Origin of the sequence: Algoriphagus sp. oki45, assembly GCF_036245605.1 — a bacterium.
Classification (GTDB): domain Bacteria; phylum Bacteroidota; class Bacteroidia; order Cytophagales; family Cyclobacteriaceae; genus Algoriphagus.
In genome coordinates this window covers 19,416-34,689 of the sequence record NZ_BTPC01000006.1, presented here as the reverse complement: position 1 = coordinate 34,689, position 15,274 = coordinate 19,416, and the positions used below count along the sequence as shown (strand labels likewise).

The window sequence follows — 15,274 nt, the reverse complement described above, 5'->3', positions numbered from 1 at the left end:
CTATGACCCAGAACCACCTGAAAAAGTATAGTTGGGAAATCAGTGACAACGACGAGCATCCTGCAGGCAAGGCCATGCTTTATGCCACAGGACTGTCGGACAAAAAAATGAAGCAGCCCTTTGTAGGGATAGCGAGTTGCGGATACGAAAGTAATCCCTGCAATATGCACCTCAATGACTTCGCCGGTCTGATCAAGTCCTCCTCGCAGGAATACGATCTGACCGGTTTGGTTTTTAATACCATTGGGATATCGGATGGCACTTCAATGGGTACCTTGGGGATGCGCTATTCTTTGGTTTCCAGAGAAATCATCGCAGATTCTATCGAATCCTTCATTTTGGGACACTCCTTTGACGCTTGCGTTGCAGTCGCTGGCTGCGACAAGAATATGCCCGGTGCGATTATCGGAATGCTCCGTATCAATCGACCCGCAATCATGGTCTATGGAGGTACGATTGCCTCTGGACTTTACAAAGGGGAAAAGCTAAATATCGTTTCCGCTTTTGAGGCTTTTGGAAAGAAAATCCAAGGTGCCATTTCCGATGAGGACTACGATGGCGTAATCCGAAATGCCTGTCCAGGTGCCGGTGCCTGTGGAGGCATGTACACAGCCAATACCATGTCTTCGGCAATTGAGGCCATGGGGATGTCTTTGCCCTATTCCGCTTCTTTTCCGGCCAATTCACCGGAAAAATTGAGAGAATGCCGTGAGGTCAATAAGTACATTCAAATCCTTTTGGAAAAGGACCTGAAGCCCAAGGATATCATCACCCGAAAAAGTATAGAAAATGCGGTTCGAGTGGTAATTTCTCTTGGTGGCAGTACCAATGCAGTGCTTCATACGCTGGCCATAGCCCGAACAGCAGGGGTGGATTTCACCCTTCAGGATTTCAAAGACCTAAATGCAAAAACTCCGCTGATCGGCGACTTCAAGCCTTCGGGTAAGTTTTTGATGGAAGACCTTCACGAGCAGGGAGGCTTGCCAGCCTTCATGAAGTATTTCCTGGACAAAGGATTCCTCCATGGGGATTGCATGACGGTGACAGGAAAGACTTTGGCAGAAAATCTTGAAAAAGTAGAGGCCATCATCCCCTCCAAAGTCAATGTAATCCATCCCGTAGAATCCCCGATCAAGGAAACTGGACACCTCTGTATCCTTTCCGGAAATCTGGCCCCTGAGGGAGCTGTGGCAAAAATTACCGGAAAAGAGGGGCGACTATTTACTGGTCCAGCCAAAGTATTTGATTCCGAATTGGAGGCCAATAATGCTATCCGAGACCACAAAGTTCAGGCTGGTGACGTGGTGGTGATCCGAAATGTAGGGCCAAAAGGAGCTCCCGGAATGCCGGAAATGCTCAAGCCTACCTCCATGATTATCGGAGCGGGATTGGGTGCAGATGTAGCCTTGATTACCGACGGCAGATTTTCAGGAGGTACTCACGGCTTTGTAGTGGGGCATGTCACTCCGGAAGCCTGGTGCGGTGGGCCAATTGGTTTGCTCAGGGATGGGGATTTGGTCACCATAGACACGGACAATCAATCCTTGTCCGTGGAAGTAAGCGATGCAGAATTTGCAGAAAGAAAGAAAACATGGTCCCCCAAGCCTATTGAAGGCCTACAGGGTACTCTCAAAAAATACAATAAACTCGTAGCAACTGCCTCTGAAGGTTGCGTTACCGACAAATTCTAAAGCCTATGAAGGACTTGATAAGAGGTGCGGACATTGTAGTACGCTCGCTGATTGCCGAGCAGGCGGAGCTTATCTTTGGCTATCCCGGAGGTGCGATCATGCCCGTTTATGATGCCTTGTATGATTACCATGATCAGATCAAGCACGTGTTGACTCGCCATGAGCAGGGAGCTATCCATGCCGCTCAAGGCTATGCCAGAGTTTCTGGAAAAGTAGGTGTCTGCCTAGCTACTTCAGGCCCGGGTGCTACCAATTTGATTACGGGTCTTGCTGATGCCCAGATTGACAGTACTCCCTTAGTCTGCATTACTGGACAGGTGGCTGCACATCTTTTGGGAACAGATGCTTTCCAAGAGACGGATGTGGTCGGTATATCCATGCCGGGTACTAAATGGAATATTCAGGTGAGAAGGGTAGAGGATATTGCTCCTGCTATCGCCAAAGGATTCTATATCGCACGCTCAGGCCGACCCGGTCCGGTTTTGATTGACATAACTAAAAATGCCCAAGTGGACTTTGGGGAATTCAACTATACGCCTTGCCTAGGGTTTAGGTCCTATAAGACTCATCATCCTGTTGACCTTTCGGCCATACAGCAGGCAGCAGAATTGATCAATCAAGCCGAAAGACCCTATTTGCTTTTTGGTCAGGGAGTGGTTTTGGGTAAAGCGGAGGCAGAACTGAAGTTTTTCCTGGATAAATCGGGAATTCCGGCAGCTTCTACCCTTTTGGGTTCTGGAGCGCTGTCAGAAGATCACCCGAATTTCGTCGGAAAGCTGGGAATGCATGGCAATTATGCGCCCAACCTATTGACCAATCAATGTGACGTATTGATAGCTGTGGGAATGCGATTTGATGACCGGGTGACCGGAGACTTGAAGCGCTATGCTAAACAGGCCAAGGTGATTCATTTGGAATTGGACCCTGCGGAAATCAACAAAAATGTGAAAGCAACTGTGGCAGTGCAGGGGGATTGTCGGGAGAGTTTGGCCATGTTGACAGATTCCATTCAGGCAAAGAAACACGGAGATTGGATGGCCAAATTCCGTGAATTGGAGCAATTGGAAAAATCTTCAGTAGTCCAGCATGACCTGACACCTACCAAAACAGGCCTGACCATGGGAGAAGTGATCCATCAGATCAATCAATACAAGGCAGACGACGCCGTCTTGGTCACTGACGTAGGACAGCATCAGATGATTGCCTGGAGGTATTTCAACTACAAAAAGCCAAGAACACAAGTGACGTCAGGCGGATTGGGCACAATGGGTTTTGCATTGCCTGCGGCCCTTGGCGCACAGCTATATGATTATTCCAGACAGGTAATCTGTGTAGCTGGAGACGGCGGAATTCAGATGACCATTCAAGAATTGGGTACGATTAAGCAGACCAAGGCTCCAGTCAAAATCGTTCTGCTCAACAACAACTACTTGGGTATGGTAAGGCAATGGCAGCAGATGTTTTTTGATAAGCGCTATTCCTTTACTGAGCTGGATAATCCTGACTTCATCAAACTTGCCGAAGCCTATGGAATCAAAGCTCAAAAAGTAGTTGAGCGAGGAGATCTCAAAGAAGCCATCGAAGATATGCTGATCCATGATGGACCCTATTTCCTTGAAGTGGTGGTGGAGAAAGAAGACAATGTATTCCCGATGATCGCTACCGGGTGCTCGGTAGAAGAAGTCAGACTCAGCTAATCACAAGCCCATGAAACGCTATACCATTTTCGTCATCACAGAGAATTTCATCGGGATACTCAACCGGATCACGATCATTTTCACCCGAAGAGGAATCAATATCGATGCTCTTACGGCATCAGAAAGCCGGATTGCCGGAATTCACCGAATTACCATTGAAGTCACGGTAAGTGAAGAAACAGTGATCCATCTGGTCAATCAGATCGAAAAAATCATCGATGTGATCAAAGCCTTTTATCACGAAGATTCTGGGGTAGTTTATCAGGAGATAGCTCTTTACAAAATACCGGTCACCCGATTGGATTCAGGTTTGGAGAAAATCATCCGGCAGCACAATGCCAAAATCATTGCTGCAGAGCCGGAGTTTGTCGTACTCGAACTCACCGGACACAAGGAGCAAACCCAAGAACTGTTGGAAATCCTGAAAAGCTATGGTTTGCTGGAGTTTGCCCGATCAGGAAGAGTAGCAGTGGCCAGGAGAATGCTAACTATAGATACGCTATTGAAATAAGTATAACCTATTGAACATCAAATTTTAAATAAATCCAAGACTATGAAATCAAGCCGGTCGAGGTGCTTTCACTGAAAAGTTGGACTTCAACTAGGCGAGATTCTATAAAGCCTTAAAAATCAAACCACACACTTATGAAATTGAAATTTGGAAACGTTGAGGAAAACGTAGTGACAAGAGATGAATTCCCTTTGGAAAAAGCCAGAGAAGTTCTCAAAGATGAAGTAATCGCAGTCATCGGCTACGGTGTCCAGGGACCAGGTCAGGCATTGAACCTTAAGGACAATGGCTTCAACGTAATCGTAGGCCAAAGAAGCGGCTCCAAAACTTGGGACAAGGCCATTGCCGACGGCTGGGTTCCTGGTGAGACTCTTTTTGAAATCGAAGAAGCTTGCGAAAAAGGTACAATCATCCAATTCCTTCTTTCTGACGCGGGACAGATTGCCCTTTGGCCAACGGTTAAGAAGCATTTGACTCCTGGAAAAGCATTGTATTTTTCTCACGGTTTTGGCGTGACTTACAAGGAAAAGACGGGCATTATCCCGCCAGCTGATGTGGATGTGATCTTGGTAGCTCCAAAAGGCTCAGGCACTTCCTTGAGAAGAATGTTTGTCGAAGGCAGAGGCTTGAACTCTTCCTATGCCATCTATCAGGATGCGACCGGCAAAGCCAAAGATCGAGTGGTTGCTTTAGGCATCGGAGTTGGTTCTGGATATCTATTCGAGACAGATTTTTACCGTGAGGTGACTTCCGATTTGACCGGAGAGCGAGGAACCTTGATGGGTGCTATTCAGGGGATTTTTGCAGCCCAGTATGAAGTATTGAGAGCCAATGGCCATACTCCCTCCGAGGCATTCAATGAAACGGTAGAAGAATTGACCCAGTCTTTGATGCCTCTGGTGGCAGAAAACGGAATGGACTGGATGTACGCCAACTGTTCCACTACCGCTCAGCGCGGTGCTTTGGACTGGTGGAAGCCTTTCCGTGATGCCACCAAGCCGGTTTTCGAGGCGCTTTATGATTCAGTAAAGACAGGTAAGGAAGCCCAGAAATCCATCGATTCCAACTCCAAAGCCGATTACAGAGAAAAGCTGGAGGCTGAATTGAAAGAACTACGAGAGTCTGAAATGTGGCAGGCCGGAGCGGTCGTCCGTCAGTTGAGACCAGAGAATAATTAAAAACCCAAACCCGAAAGATTATGAGTGACAAGCTGTGGATATTCGATACGACCCTGCGTGACGGGGAGCAAGTGCCCGGGTGCCAGCTCAATACCCAGGAAAAGATCATAGTGGCCAAGGCTCTTGAAGAGCTTGGCGTGGATATTATCGAGGCGGGATTTCCGATTTCCAGTCCGGGAGATTTCAATTCCGTGCAGGAGATTTCAAAAGCCGTTTCCAATCCCATCATTTGTGCCCTTTCCCGAGCTGTAGAAAAGGACATCGAAGTAGCCGCCGCGGCACTCAAGTACGCCAAAAAAGGCCGAATCCATACGGGAATTGGAGTGTCTCCTTATCACATCCAATACAAGCTGCGCTCTACGCCTGATGAAATTATTCGTCGGGGTGTGGCCGCGGTGAAGTTTGCCAAGCGCTTTGTGGAAGATGTGGAGTTTTATGCAGAAGATGCGGGTCGCTCTGAGCCGGATTTTCTCTTCAAAATCATCGAAGAAGTAATCAAAGCCGGAGCTACTGTAGTCAATATTCCGGATACAACGGGGTATACTCTTCCCGAACAGTACGGTGCGATCATAGCAGGCTTGAAAAACAATGTGCCGAACATCGATAAGGCCATCATCGCTACTCACTGCCACAATGACCTCGGGATGGCGACGGCAAATACGGTAGCTGGAGTTCAAAATGGGGCTCGTCAGGTGGAAGTGACCATCAATGGCATAGGAGAGCGAGCCGGAAACACCTCAATGGAAGAGGTGGTCATGGCCATCAAATGCCACAAATCTATTCCTGTTCACACGGATATTGTGACTCAGAAAATATATCAGACCAGCCGCTTGGTATCCAAGCTGATGAATATGCCCGTGCAGCCCAACAAGGCGATCGTAGGAAGAAATGCGTTTGCCCACTCTTCCGGCATTCACCAAGATGGGGTATTGAAGCATCGAGAAAACTATGAAATCATCGACCCAAAAGAGGTGGGCGTGGAGGAATCTTCCATCGTATTGACCGCAAGATCAGGACGTGCGGCGTTGAAGCATCATTTAGATGCTTTGGGAGTCGAACTCGAAGGAGAAGAGCTTCGAGAAGTATATGAAGCATTCCTGGTTTTGGCTGATTCCAAGCGTGATATAGGCCGAAAAGACCTGTTGGAACTGGTAGGGAAATATATGGAGGAGTCCAATTTCATTGAATTGGAAAAGGTCAGCTATTCCTCCAATGGTTCGGTGAAAGCGGAAGTTCATTTGAAAATCGGGGAGGAAAAACATGAGGCTTCTTCTTCGGGAGTCGGTCCTGTGGATGCTGTTTTAAAAGCTATTGAAAAGATCGTAAAGCCACAGGTTGATTTGGAAGAATTCCTCATTCAGGCGATCACTCACGGAAGTGATGATGTGGCTAAAGTTCACATGCGCCTGATCAAATCCGACAAACCCTACTACGGTTTTGCCTCCAATCAAGACATTGTCCTGGCTTCTGCCCAAGCCTTTGTCGATGCACTCAACAAAATACCAGTCAAAGAATACGCGACTGCCTAATTATGGAAAAGACAACATTATTTGATAAAATCTGGGATTCACACGTAGTGAAATCTGTCCCTGCCGGCCCGGATGTATTCTTCATCGATAAACACTTTATTCATGAAGTAACCTCCCCTGTGGCCTTTCTCAACCTAGAGAAAAGAGGAATTGGTGTGAAATATCCGCATCGTACAATTGCTACTCCTGACCATAACGTGCCCACGGTAGATCAGGATCAGACGATTAAGGACAAGCTTTCCCGCATGCAGGTGGAAAAGCTCCGCGAAAACTGTAAGAAATACGGCATTGAACTTCATGACTTGGGCTCTGCTCATCATGGAATCGTACACGTGATCGGTCCCGAACTCGGAGTGACTCAACCCGGAATGACCATCGTCTGCGGGGATTCACATACTTCTACTCACGGTGCTTTTGGAGCAATTGCTTTTGGTATAGGTACTTCCGAGGTGGAAATGGTGCTTGCTACCCAATGCATCATGCAGTCCAAGCCCAATAAAATGCGGATTTCTGTGGAAGGGGAGCTTGGAAAAGGAGTTACTTCCAAAGACATCATTCTTTATATCATCTCCAAAATCTCCGCTGCCGGTGCAACAGGCTATTTCGTCGAGTATGCTGGTTCAGCTATCCGAAATCTATCTATGGAAGCCCGTATGACCATCTGCAACATGTCCATCGAAATGGGCGCCCGTGGAGGTTTGATCGCTCCTGACGAGACGACTTTTGCTTTCCTGAAAGGCAAACAGTATGCTCCAAAAGGAGAGGCTTGGGATCAGGCAGTAGCTTATTGGAAAACCTTAAAAACCGACGAAGGCGCGGTTTTCGACAAGGAATTGGTCTTTGATGCCGTTGACATTGAGCCGATGATCACCTATGGAACCAATCCCGGTATGGGGATCAAAGTCGTCGAAAACATCCCGACTACCGATGGCATGGAAGGCTCCAACAAGACTTCTTACCTCAAATCACTCGAATACATGGGCTTTCAGCCGGGCGAACCGGTAAAAGGAAAGCAAGTAGATTATGTATTTGTGGGTTCATGTACCAATGGCCGAATCGAAGATATCCGAGCTGTAGCAAACTTTGTTAAAGGCAAGAAAAAGGCAGACAACATCACTGCCTGGATTGTGCCGGGTTCCAGAGAAGTTGAAAAACTGGCTCATGAAGAAGGCTTGGTGAAAATCCTGGAGGAAGCTGGTTTTGAACTTCGCCAGCCAGGCTGTTCCGCTTGTTTGGCGATGAATGACGATAAGATTCCAGCCGGAAAATATGCGGTTTCTACTTCCAACAGAAACTTCGAAGGTCGTCAAGGTCCAGGAGCGAGAACGATGTTGGCTTCTCCGTTGACGGTTGCAGCGGTCGCTGTCACTGGCCGTATTACCGATCCTAGGGAAGTCTTTGGAAATTAAGTTTCCTGGTTATTGAGTTCATGGTTACTAGTTAGCAGTGTTTGGATAGGATCCTTCACTACACTAGTAACCCACTAATAACTGGTAACAATTAACTAATCAACAAAAATATGGCTTACGATAAATTTACCGTCCTACGCAGTACCGCAGTTCCTTTGCCAGCCGAAAATGTGGACACCGACCAAATCATCCCTGCCCGATTCCTGAAGGCAACCGAGCGGGAAGGTTTTGGAGACAATCTCTTCCGTGACTGGAGATACGATGTAGAAGGCAACCCAAAGAAGGACTTTGTCTTAAATAACCCAACCTACTCGGGAAAAATCCTTGTGGCAGGCAAAAACTTCGGTTCAGGATCCAGCCGCGAGCATGCCGTCTGGGCGATCTACGATTATGGATTCCGCTGTGTGGTGTCCAGCTTTTTCGCAGACATCTTCAAAAATAACTGTCTGAATATCGGCGTCCTTCCGGTGACAGTTTCCCCCGAATTTGCCGAAAAACTCTTCGCTGCCATCGAGGCCGATCCTAAGACCGAAATTGAAGTCAATCTCCCCGAGCAAAAGATCAAATTGCTTTCCACAGGAGAGTCTGAATCTTTCGATATCAATGAATACAAAAAAGACAACATGCAAAATGGTTTCGATGACATCGATTACCTGTTAAACATGGCGTCTGAAATCGATGCATTTGCTGCATCCAGATAAATCAAAAATGGAGGCAAATAAAAATCATACTGCCCAACCCTCCAAGGGTGCTGAACCCTTGGAGGGTTTCAACCGCCGGCGTATCGAAATCATGGATACCACGCTGAGGGATGGCGAACAGACCTCAGGGGTTTCCTTTTTGCCTTCGGAAAAGCTCCAGATTGCCAAGTTGCTGCTCGAGGAGCTGAAGGTGGACCGTATTGAGGTTGCCTCGGCCCGGGTATCCGAAGGAGAACTGGAAGGAGTCCAGAAAATTACCCAATGGGCAGCTCAAAAGGGCTATTTGGACCGTGTGGAGGTTTTGGGCTTCGTGGACACCCCGGTTTCAGTCAATTGGATCGTGGAGTCGGGAGCCAAAGTGCTCAACCTGCTGACCAAAGGTTCTCTGAATCATTTGGTACACCAGCTAAAGAAAACGCCGGAGCAACACTTTGCCGAAATTTCCCAAAGCATTGCCTATGCCCAGGAAAAGGGAATCGCAGTCAATGTGTATCTCGAGGACTGGTCCAATGGTATGCGTAATTCTCCGGAATACACCCTAAATCTGATCGAGTTTCTGACCCATCAACCCGTGATACGGATCATGCTTCCGGACACCTTGGGTTTGCTTTCTCCAGAGGAAGTGAAAACTTTCCTGGCGCAGATCACGGCTAAATTTCCGGGAGTTCACTTCGATTTCCACGCGCACAATGACTATGATCTATCCGTAGCCAATGTGCTGGAAGCGGTAAATCATGGCGCCTCGGGCATCCACACCACGGTCAACGGCTTGGGTGAGCGGGCAGGAAATGCGCCTTTGGAATCTGTGGTGGCAGTGATCAAAGATTTTACTGATTTGGAAATCGGGATTCAGGAACAGAAAATTTTCCGGGTTTCCAAGCTGGTAGAGCAGTTTTCCGGTCATCATATTCCTTCCAATAAGCCCGTTGTGGGTGAAAATGTATTCACTCAGACTGCTGGGATTCATGCAGATGGAGACAATAAAAAAAACCTGTATTTCAATGATTTGATGCCAGAGAGATTTGGGCGCCAGCGAAAATATGCCTTGGGTAAAACTTCCGGTAAAGCCAATATCCTCAAGAATCTGGAGGAATTGGGGATTTCTCTGGAAAAAGAAGAACTCGCCAAAGTCACCCAACGAATCATAGAATTGGGAGATAAAAAGGAGCGGGTCACTACAGAGGATTTGCCTTATATCATTTCCGATGTCCTGCAAAACAACTCCATTGCCAAAACGATCAGCATCGAAGGCTACCACATGACTCATTCCAAGGGCTTGAAACCTACCGTGCAGCTTCGGATGAATATCCACGGGAAGTTTTATGATGAAAGCGCCACGGGAGACGGGCAGTACGATTCCTTTATGCGTGCGCTGAAAAAGATTTACAAATCTTTGGGCAGAGAACTTCCCAAATTGACCGATTACCATGTTTCCATTCCTCCAGGGGGAAAAACCGACGCCTTTGTGGAGACGGTGATTACCTGGGATTATGGCAAAATCTTCAAAACCAAAGGGCTAGACCCTGACCAAACCGTGGCAGCGATGATGGCCACTGAGAAAATGCTCAACATCATCGAAAACATGACTTACCAACCAGAAAAAGAAGAATCCACCTATTATGGAAATGAATATCGCGTTATTGCCGGGTGACGGCATCGGTCCTGAGGTCATCGCCCAGGCGGTCAAAGTAGTAAAAGCTGTAGGGCAAAAGTTTGGCCATACGATTACTTTCAAAGAAGGACTAGTCGGTGCTTGCGCTATCGATGCCACGGGAGATCCCTATCCGGATGCTACCCATGAGATTTGCGCAGGGTCGGATGCGGTTCTTTTTGCAGCGATCGGTGACCCGAAATATGACAATGACCCCAAAGCCAAAGTCCGTCCGGAGCAAGGTTTGCTCAGAATGAGACAGAAGCTTGGTCTATTTGCAAACGTTCGTCCGACCTTTACTTTTCCCTCTTTGGTGCATAAGTCTCCTTTGAAATTGGATCGAGTAGACGGAGTGGATTTGGTATTTTTTAGAGAGTTGACCGGCGGAGTGTATTTCGGAGAACCCAGAGGCCGAAATGAGCAGGGTACCAAAGCCTTTGATACCAATGTGTACAGCAAGGAAGAGATTGTGCGCTTGGCGAGAATGGGCTTTGAAGCTGCGCAAAAAAGAAGAAAGCTCCTAACCTGCGTGGACAAAGCCAATGTGATGGCGACTTCCAGACTCTGGAGAGAAACTGTGCAGGAACTCGCACCGGAATATCCTGATGTGAAGGTTGAATATGAATTTGTGGATGCCGTGGCCATGCGGCTGATCCAGTGGCCTAAGGCTTACGATGTGTTGATTACAGAAAACCTGTTTGGCGACATCCTAACCGATGAAGCGTCGGTGATTTCCGGTTCTATGGGCTTAATGCCGTCCGCTTCTTTGGGTTCCAAAGTGAAGCTATTCGAACCAATTCATGGTTCCTATCCTCAAGCTGCTGGGAAAAATATCGCAAATCCGCTTGGAACGGTGCTTTCAGCGTCGATGATGTTTGATTATGCTTTTGGATTGGCAGAAGAAGCCAAATTGATCAGCGATGTGGTGAATCTTTCATTGGCCGAAGGAGTGGTCACCGAAGATATCGCCGAAGGCGGCAAAGCTTACAAGACTTCTGAGGTGGGAGACTGGCTGGCTGCTAAGATTTTTGGATAATCTTTTCTTCTAAAAAAAACGAAGAAACCACCTCAGGAATGGGGTGGTTTGTTCCCCTCTCTCGAGGGGAATAAATTTTTGCTACAATTCGATTGACAGCATCTTTAACGATTAACTCTTTAACTATTAACTTTCTCAATCCCTCGCCGGATTGATCATGATATGCGCCCGATGCGTTCCCGGATCCATAATCCAAGGTAAACCGGGACCGGCTGGTTTCAGTGGTAATCCGGTGCTTTCCGCAGTAGCCCAAGGGATATAGACCACCGAGCGTGTGTAGGTGTTTTTAGCTTCACCCTTGGTCCAATTCACATCTGAATGTTCTGCTGTCAGCGCATTCAAAAGGCTTCCCTGATCAGGAAGCTTGAGTATGCCGGCTTTTGATTCTGACTCCCGGATATCAAATATCTCTTGAGCATTTTTTCCCTCTTTTCTAAGCGCCCATCCTCTTTCCATAAAAGGCTGCGCGCTGATATGATAACAGGAAACAGAAAGTCCTTCTCGGCCGGGATCATCACCTAAGCAAACAGTTTGATTGGTGCCTTTTCGAAGCAGGGTACCGTCAAAAGCATACACCGTGGCACCAGCCCGCTGATCTTCCGGAGCTGCCTGGACAGCCAGTTTGATTTGGATTTCTTTACTTGGAACAGTTTGTGACAAAGCTGAAAAACCGATAAAAAGGAGCAGGAGGCTGAGAAATGTTTTCATAGCGCGTATTTTTGGGTTTGTACCAAGTTACCCAAGATCAGGGAGAAATAAAATTCTCCGACCAAATCATCTCATTACCTCAAATGCTTTCTCGTCCTTTCTCCTACCTTTTTTCTATTTCGTATTACGGCGCCCGATTCAAGGGTTGGGCCAAGCAGAAAGGCCAACCGACCATCGAGGGAAAGCTTGAACGAGTGTTTCGCTTTGTGCTGGGACATGAAGATTTCCGCTTGATCGGATCGAGTCGGACCGATTCAGGAGTGAGTTGCAGACAGGGATTTGTTCAGTTGTTTTTGAGGGAGAAAACCGACTTGGAGACACTTTTGCCAGTACTTAATCTGAATCTATCCGGAGAAATTGTGCTGAATTCAGTACGGGAGGTCCCTCGAGAATTGAATCTTATTCAGGCTGTTTCTCATAAAACCTACCGCTATTTCTTTGCAGAGGAACATAGCTTCCCGGCTTTTGCTTCTGCCTTTGTTACCCAAGTCCATCAGTTTTCCCCTTTGGATCAGATGGGAGAAAAGGCCCTAATTTTTGCTGGAAAACATGATTTTCAAGCCTTTTGCAAGATCAGCCCCAACAAAACGGATTTCGTGAGGGAAGTCCTAGAAGCTAAAGTTTACCAAACGAAGGAGTTTGAAGGTCCTTTTTTCCCTGAAAGTGTCTACTGTTTTGAGGTCACCGGAACTGGCTTTCTATACAATCAGGTGCGAAAAATGGTTGCTGCGATTTGGCATTTTTCATCCGATGAAATCAAAGAAAGGCTAGCTGTTCCCGAAAAAGAATACAAGCAAGTTCCCACTGCCCCGGCCCATGGATTGGTGCTTTGGGAGACGGTATTGCGGGATTTTTGATTGGGTTTTGATTTCTAGGGAAATAAAACGCATTTTAACAGATAAATCCCGACCAATGAATACATTACAGCTTTGGAATCCGCTAAGCTTTTTGTCTGCCCTACTTTTCCTCCTTTCATGCACTCCTTCTGAAAAGGTTCAGGAAAATCAGGCCACGCCTCCCAATATTTTATTCATCTATCTCGACGATCTCGGCTATGGAGATGTCAGTGCCTATGGAGTAGGGACACTCCAAACTCCCAACATGGACCGATTGGCCAATGGTGGGGTGAGGTTTACCAACGGCTATGCCTCCTCTGCCACCTGTACGCCTAGCCGCTATGCACTTTTGACAGGTACCTATCCATGGAGAAATCAAAATGCCAAAATTCTCCCCGGCACAGCTCCTTTGATCATTGATACGGCTCAGATGACGCTTCCAAAAATGCTCAAAAACCAGGGATATCACACCGCAGTAATCGGAAAATGGCATTTAGGATTGGGTACGGGAGTAGTCGATTGGAACCAAGAGATCGCTCCAAACCCGAATCATGTAGGATTTGATCATTCGTATATTTTGGCAGCAACTCAGGACCGCGTACCTACTGTCTACATAGAAAATGGTAGGGTAGTCAATTTGGACCCAAATGACCCCATTCAGGTGGATTATGAGAAAAATTTCGAAGGAGAACCTACAGGACTGGAAAATCCGGAGCTACTTACCATGAAGTGGCATCACGGGCATAACAACAGCATCGTAAATGGAATCCCTCGCATCGGATTTATGAAAGGAGGCAAAAGTGCCCACTGGAGCGATGTGGATATGGCCGATCATTTTTTGGAGAAAGGAAAAGCCTATATCCAGGAAAAAGTGAAATCGGAAACCCCTTTCTTTTTGTTTTTCCCCATGCAGCAGCCGCATGTGCCTCGTACGCCGCATCCCAGATTTGAGGGAAAATCAGGCATGGGCCCTCGTGGAGATGCTATTTTGGAGGCGGATTGGGTGATCGGAGAAATTCTGAAGACGCTGGAGGAATCGGGTATTTTGGAAAATACACTAATCATTTTGTCAAGCGACAATGGACCTGTGCTTAATGACGGGTACTATGATGATGCCGTGGAAAAATTGGGAGACCATACGCCATCAGGTCCTTTGAGAGGTGGGAAATACTCCTTGTTCGAGGCTGGAACGAAAGTTCCATTCATCACTTTTTGGAAAGGGGAAATCCAACCAGGAGTTTCTTCTGCGTTGGTTACACAAATTGATTTGATGAATTCTCTGGCAGCTTTGGTCGAGAGTTCCGAAACAGGACCTGATAGCGAAAACCTACTGGAAGCCTTTTTAGGAAAAAGTGAAAAAGGAAGGGAAGCCGTGATTTTGGAAGCCACTAGCCGTACAGCTCTTCGTGCTGGGGATTGGGCCATGATTCCTCCCTATCCCGGTCCTGAGGTGCAAAAACAAGTAAACATTGAGTTGGGGAATTCTACGGATTACCAACTATATAACCTGAAGAAAGATCCCGGACAACAAACCAATTTGGCGGCTTCCAATCCTGAAAAACTGGAGGAAATGAAAAAAATCTATCAGAAGATTCGAGGAGGGGAAAGCAAAGTGGAGGCGCTGGAGTTAAAGTGATTTATTTTCTCACAGATGACACGGATTTGAACAGATGAATATGCTATCTGTGGTCTTCTGAGTCATCTGCGAGCTGATTTTTTTGATTCAAACTTTCGAGGTTTTCAAAACCTCAAAGGTTCAATTCCATCACCACGTCATCCATCACATAGCCATTTCCGATGTCAATGACTTCTTTGTAAATCTCCACAAAACCCATTTTCAGGTAAAAATCGATAGCCTTTTGATTGTATTTGTTGACGTTTAGGAGGAGACCTTGCTGGCCGGCTTTTCTGGCCCGATCCGCAACTTCAAGGAGCAAGGCCTTTCCAGCCCCTTTTCCCTGAGCCTCTGGCAAAAGGTAGATTTTATGCAGTTTGGCTTTTGGGCCTTCAGAATAATTCAGCTCAAATCCCGCAAAACCGAGTTCTTCTCCATTTTCCTCAGCCAATAAAAAGGTATGACCTTTTTCCAACTGAGATTCCAGCATTTTGAGATCATACATCCAGTTGAGCATGTAGTCAATCTGCTCTGGACTCAGAATATTGGCGAAAGTCGATGGCCAAGTGCGGTGAGCGATGGATTGAACAGTGGAGAGTTCCTTTTTGGCTAGCTGTCTGATTTTCATTTACGATTTTTGAATTTCGATTTACGAGGTGCTGAGCAGAGTGGATGTCAAAAAATGGTTCAAAACCTAAAAGGCCTGAAAACT

The 15,274-nt window shown here is 46.9% G+C and carries 13 protein-coding genes; 11 read left to right on the top strand and 2 right to left on the bottom strand.

What is annotated here, in order from left to right:
* Window positions 1–2: 2 nt before the first annotated feature.
* The 9 genes from ilvD (at window position 3) to leuB (ending at window position 11,403) form a co-directional block, all read left to right on the top strand.
* A complete protein-coding gene (ilvD, locus tag AAA942_RS19560) occupies window positions 3–1,691 on the top strand; it encodes a dihydroxy-acid dehydratase (RefSeq protein WP_338221995.1) in 1,689 nt (562 codons plus the stop codon).
* A 5-nt stretch (window positions 1,692–1,696) separates the two neighbouring features.
* Entirely contained in the window at window positions 1,697–3,388 is a 1,692-nt protein-coding gene (gene ilvB, locus AAA942_RS19555) for a biosynthetic-type acetolactate synthase large subunit (RefSeq protein ID WP_338221994.1), read from the top strand.
* A 10-nt stretch (window positions 3,389–3,398) separates the two neighbouring features.
* Window positions 3,399–3,899, top strand: a complete 501-nt coding sequence (gene ilvN, locus AAA942_RS19550; RefSeq protein ID WP_338221993.1) for an acetolactate synthase small subunit — start codon at window positions 3,399–3,401, stop codon at window positions 3,897–3,899.
* A 134-nt stretch (window positions 3,900–4,033) separates the two neighbouring features.
* A complete protein-coding gene (ilvC, locus tag AAA942_RS19545; protein ID WP_338221992.1) occupies window positions 4,034–5,077 on the top strand; it encodes a ketol-acid reductoisomerase in 1,044 nt (347 codons plus the stop codon).
* A gap of 20 nt (window positions 5,078–5,097) precedes the next feature.
* On the top strand, window positions 5,098–6,606 hold the full coding sequence (locus AAA942_RS19540) for a 2-isopropylmalate synthase (RefSeq protein WP_338221991.1): 1,509 nt from the start codon (window positions 5,098–5,100) through the stop codon (window positions 6,604–6,606).
* Between the two features lie 2 nt (window positions 6,607–6,608).
* The gene (leuC, locus tag AAA942_RS19535; protein WP_338221990.1) at window positions 6,609–8,015 is read left to right on the top strand and encodes a 3-isopropylmalate dehydratase large subunit; all 1,407 of its coding nucleotides are present in this window, start codon (window positions 6,609–6,611) and stop codon (window positions 8,013–8,015) included.
* Between the two features lie 110 nt (window positions 8,016–8,125).
* Entirely contained in the window at window positions 8,126–8,716 is a 591-nt protein-coding gene (leuD, locus tag AAA942_RS19530; RefSeq protein WP_338221989.1) for a 3-isopropylmalate dehydratase small subunit, read from the top strand.
* Between the two features lie 91 nt (window positions 8,717–8,807).
* On the top strand, window positions 8,808–10,367 hold the full coding sequence (locus AAA942_RS19525) for an alpha-isopropylmalate synthase regulatory domain-containing protein (RefSeq protein WP_338222079.1): 1,560 nt from the start codon (window positions 8,808–8,810) through the stop codon (window positions 10,365–10,367).
* Window positions 10,336–11,403: a 3-isopropylmalate dehydrogenase gene (leuB, locus tag AAA942_RS19520; protein WP_338221988.1), complete on the top strand. Its 1,068-nt coding sequence runs from the start codon at window positions 10,336–10,338 to the stop codon at window positions 11,401–11,403. The genes AAA942_RS19525 and leuB overlap by 32 nt, the downstream gene beginning before the upstream one ends.
* 135 nt (window positions 11,404–11,538) lie before the next feature.
* Here leuB and AAA942_RS19515 read toward each other — a convergent pair whose 3' ends face one another.
* Window positions 11,539–12,111: a hypothetical protein gene (locus AAA942_RS19515; RefSeq protein ID WP_338221987.1), complete on the bottom strand. Its 573-nt coding sequence runs from the start codon at window positions 12,109–12,111 to the stop codon at window positions 11,539–11,541.
* An 83-nt stretch (window positions 12,112–12,194) separates the two neighbouring features.
* On the opposite strand from AAA942_RS19515, the gene AAA942_RS19510 reads away from it, so the two are divergent.
* A complete protein-coding gene (locus AAA942_RS19510; protein WP_338221986.1) occupies window positions 12,195–12,968 on the top strand; it encodes a tRNA pseudouridine(38-40) synthase TruA in 774 nt (257 codons plus the stop codon).
* Window positions 12,969–13,023: 55 nt separating this feature from the next.
* A complete protein-coding gene (locus AAA942_RS19505; RefSeq protein WP_338221985.1) occupies window positions 13,024–14,583 on the top strand; it encodes a sulfatase family protein in 1,560 nt (519 codons plus the stop codon).
* Window positions 14,584–14,695: 112 nt separating this feature from the next.
* Here AAA942_RS19505 and AAA942_RS19500 read toward each other — a convergent pair whose 3' ends face one another.
* A complete protein-coding gene (locus AAA942_RS19500) occupies window positions 14,696–15,190 on the bottom strand; it encodes a GNAT family N-acetyltransferase (RefSeq protein ID WP_338221984.1) in 495 nt (164 codons plus the stop codon).
* Window positions 15,191–15,274: the final 84 nt, after the last annotated feature.

Bases quoted from the DNA above. Each gene is read 5' to 3' on its own strand.
- leuB (WP_338221988.1), top strand. From the start codon at position 10,336: ATGGAAATGAATATCGCGTTATTGCCGGGTGACGGCATCGGTCCTGAG.
- AAA942_RS19500 (WP_338221984.1), bottom strand. From the start codon at position 15,190: ATGAAAATCAGACAGCTAGCCAAAAAGGAACTCTCCACTGTTCAATCC.
- ilvD (WP_338221995.1), top strand. From the start codon at position 3: ATGACCCAGAACCACCTGAAAAAGTATAGTTGGGAAATCAGTGACAAC.
- leuD (WP_338221989.1), top strand. From the start codon at position 8,126: ATGGCTTACGATAAATTTACCGTCCTACGCAGTACCGCAGTTCCTTTG.
- leuC (WP_338221990.1), top strand. From the start codon at position 6,609: ATGGAAAAGACAACATTATTTGATAAAATCTGGGATTCACACGTAGTG.
- ilvB (WP_338221994.1), top strand. From the start codon at position 1,697: ATGAAGGACTTGATAAGAGGTGCGGACATTGTAGTACGCTCGCTGATT.
- AAA942_RS19515 (WP_338221987.1), bottom strand. From the start codon at position 12,111: ATGAAAACATTTCTCAGCCTCCTGCTCCTTTTTATCGGTTTTTCAGCT.
- AAA942_RS19540 (WP_338221991.1), top strand. From the start codon at position 5,098: ATGAGTGACAAGCTGTGGATATTCGATACGACCCTGCGTGACGGGGAG.
- ilvC (WP_338221992.1), top strand. From the start codon at position 4,034: ATGAAATTGAAATTTGGAAACGTTGAGGAAAACGTAGTGACAAGAGAT.
- AAA942_RS19510 (WP_338221986.1), top strand. From the start codon at position 12,195: ATGCTTTCTCGTCCTTTCTCCTACCTTTTTTCTATTTCGTATTACGGC.
- ilvN (WP_338221993.1), top strand. From the start codon at position 3,399: ATGAAACGCTATACCATTTTCGTCATCACAGAGAATTTCATCGGGATA.
- AAA942_RS19505 (WP_338221985.1), top strand. From the start codon at position 13,024: ATGAATACATTACAGCTTTGGAATCCGCTAAGCTTTTTGTCTGCCCTA.
- AAA942_RS19525 (WP_338222079.1), top strand. From the start codon at position 8,808: ATGGATACCACGCTGAGGGATGGCGAACAGACCTCAGGGGTTTCCTTT.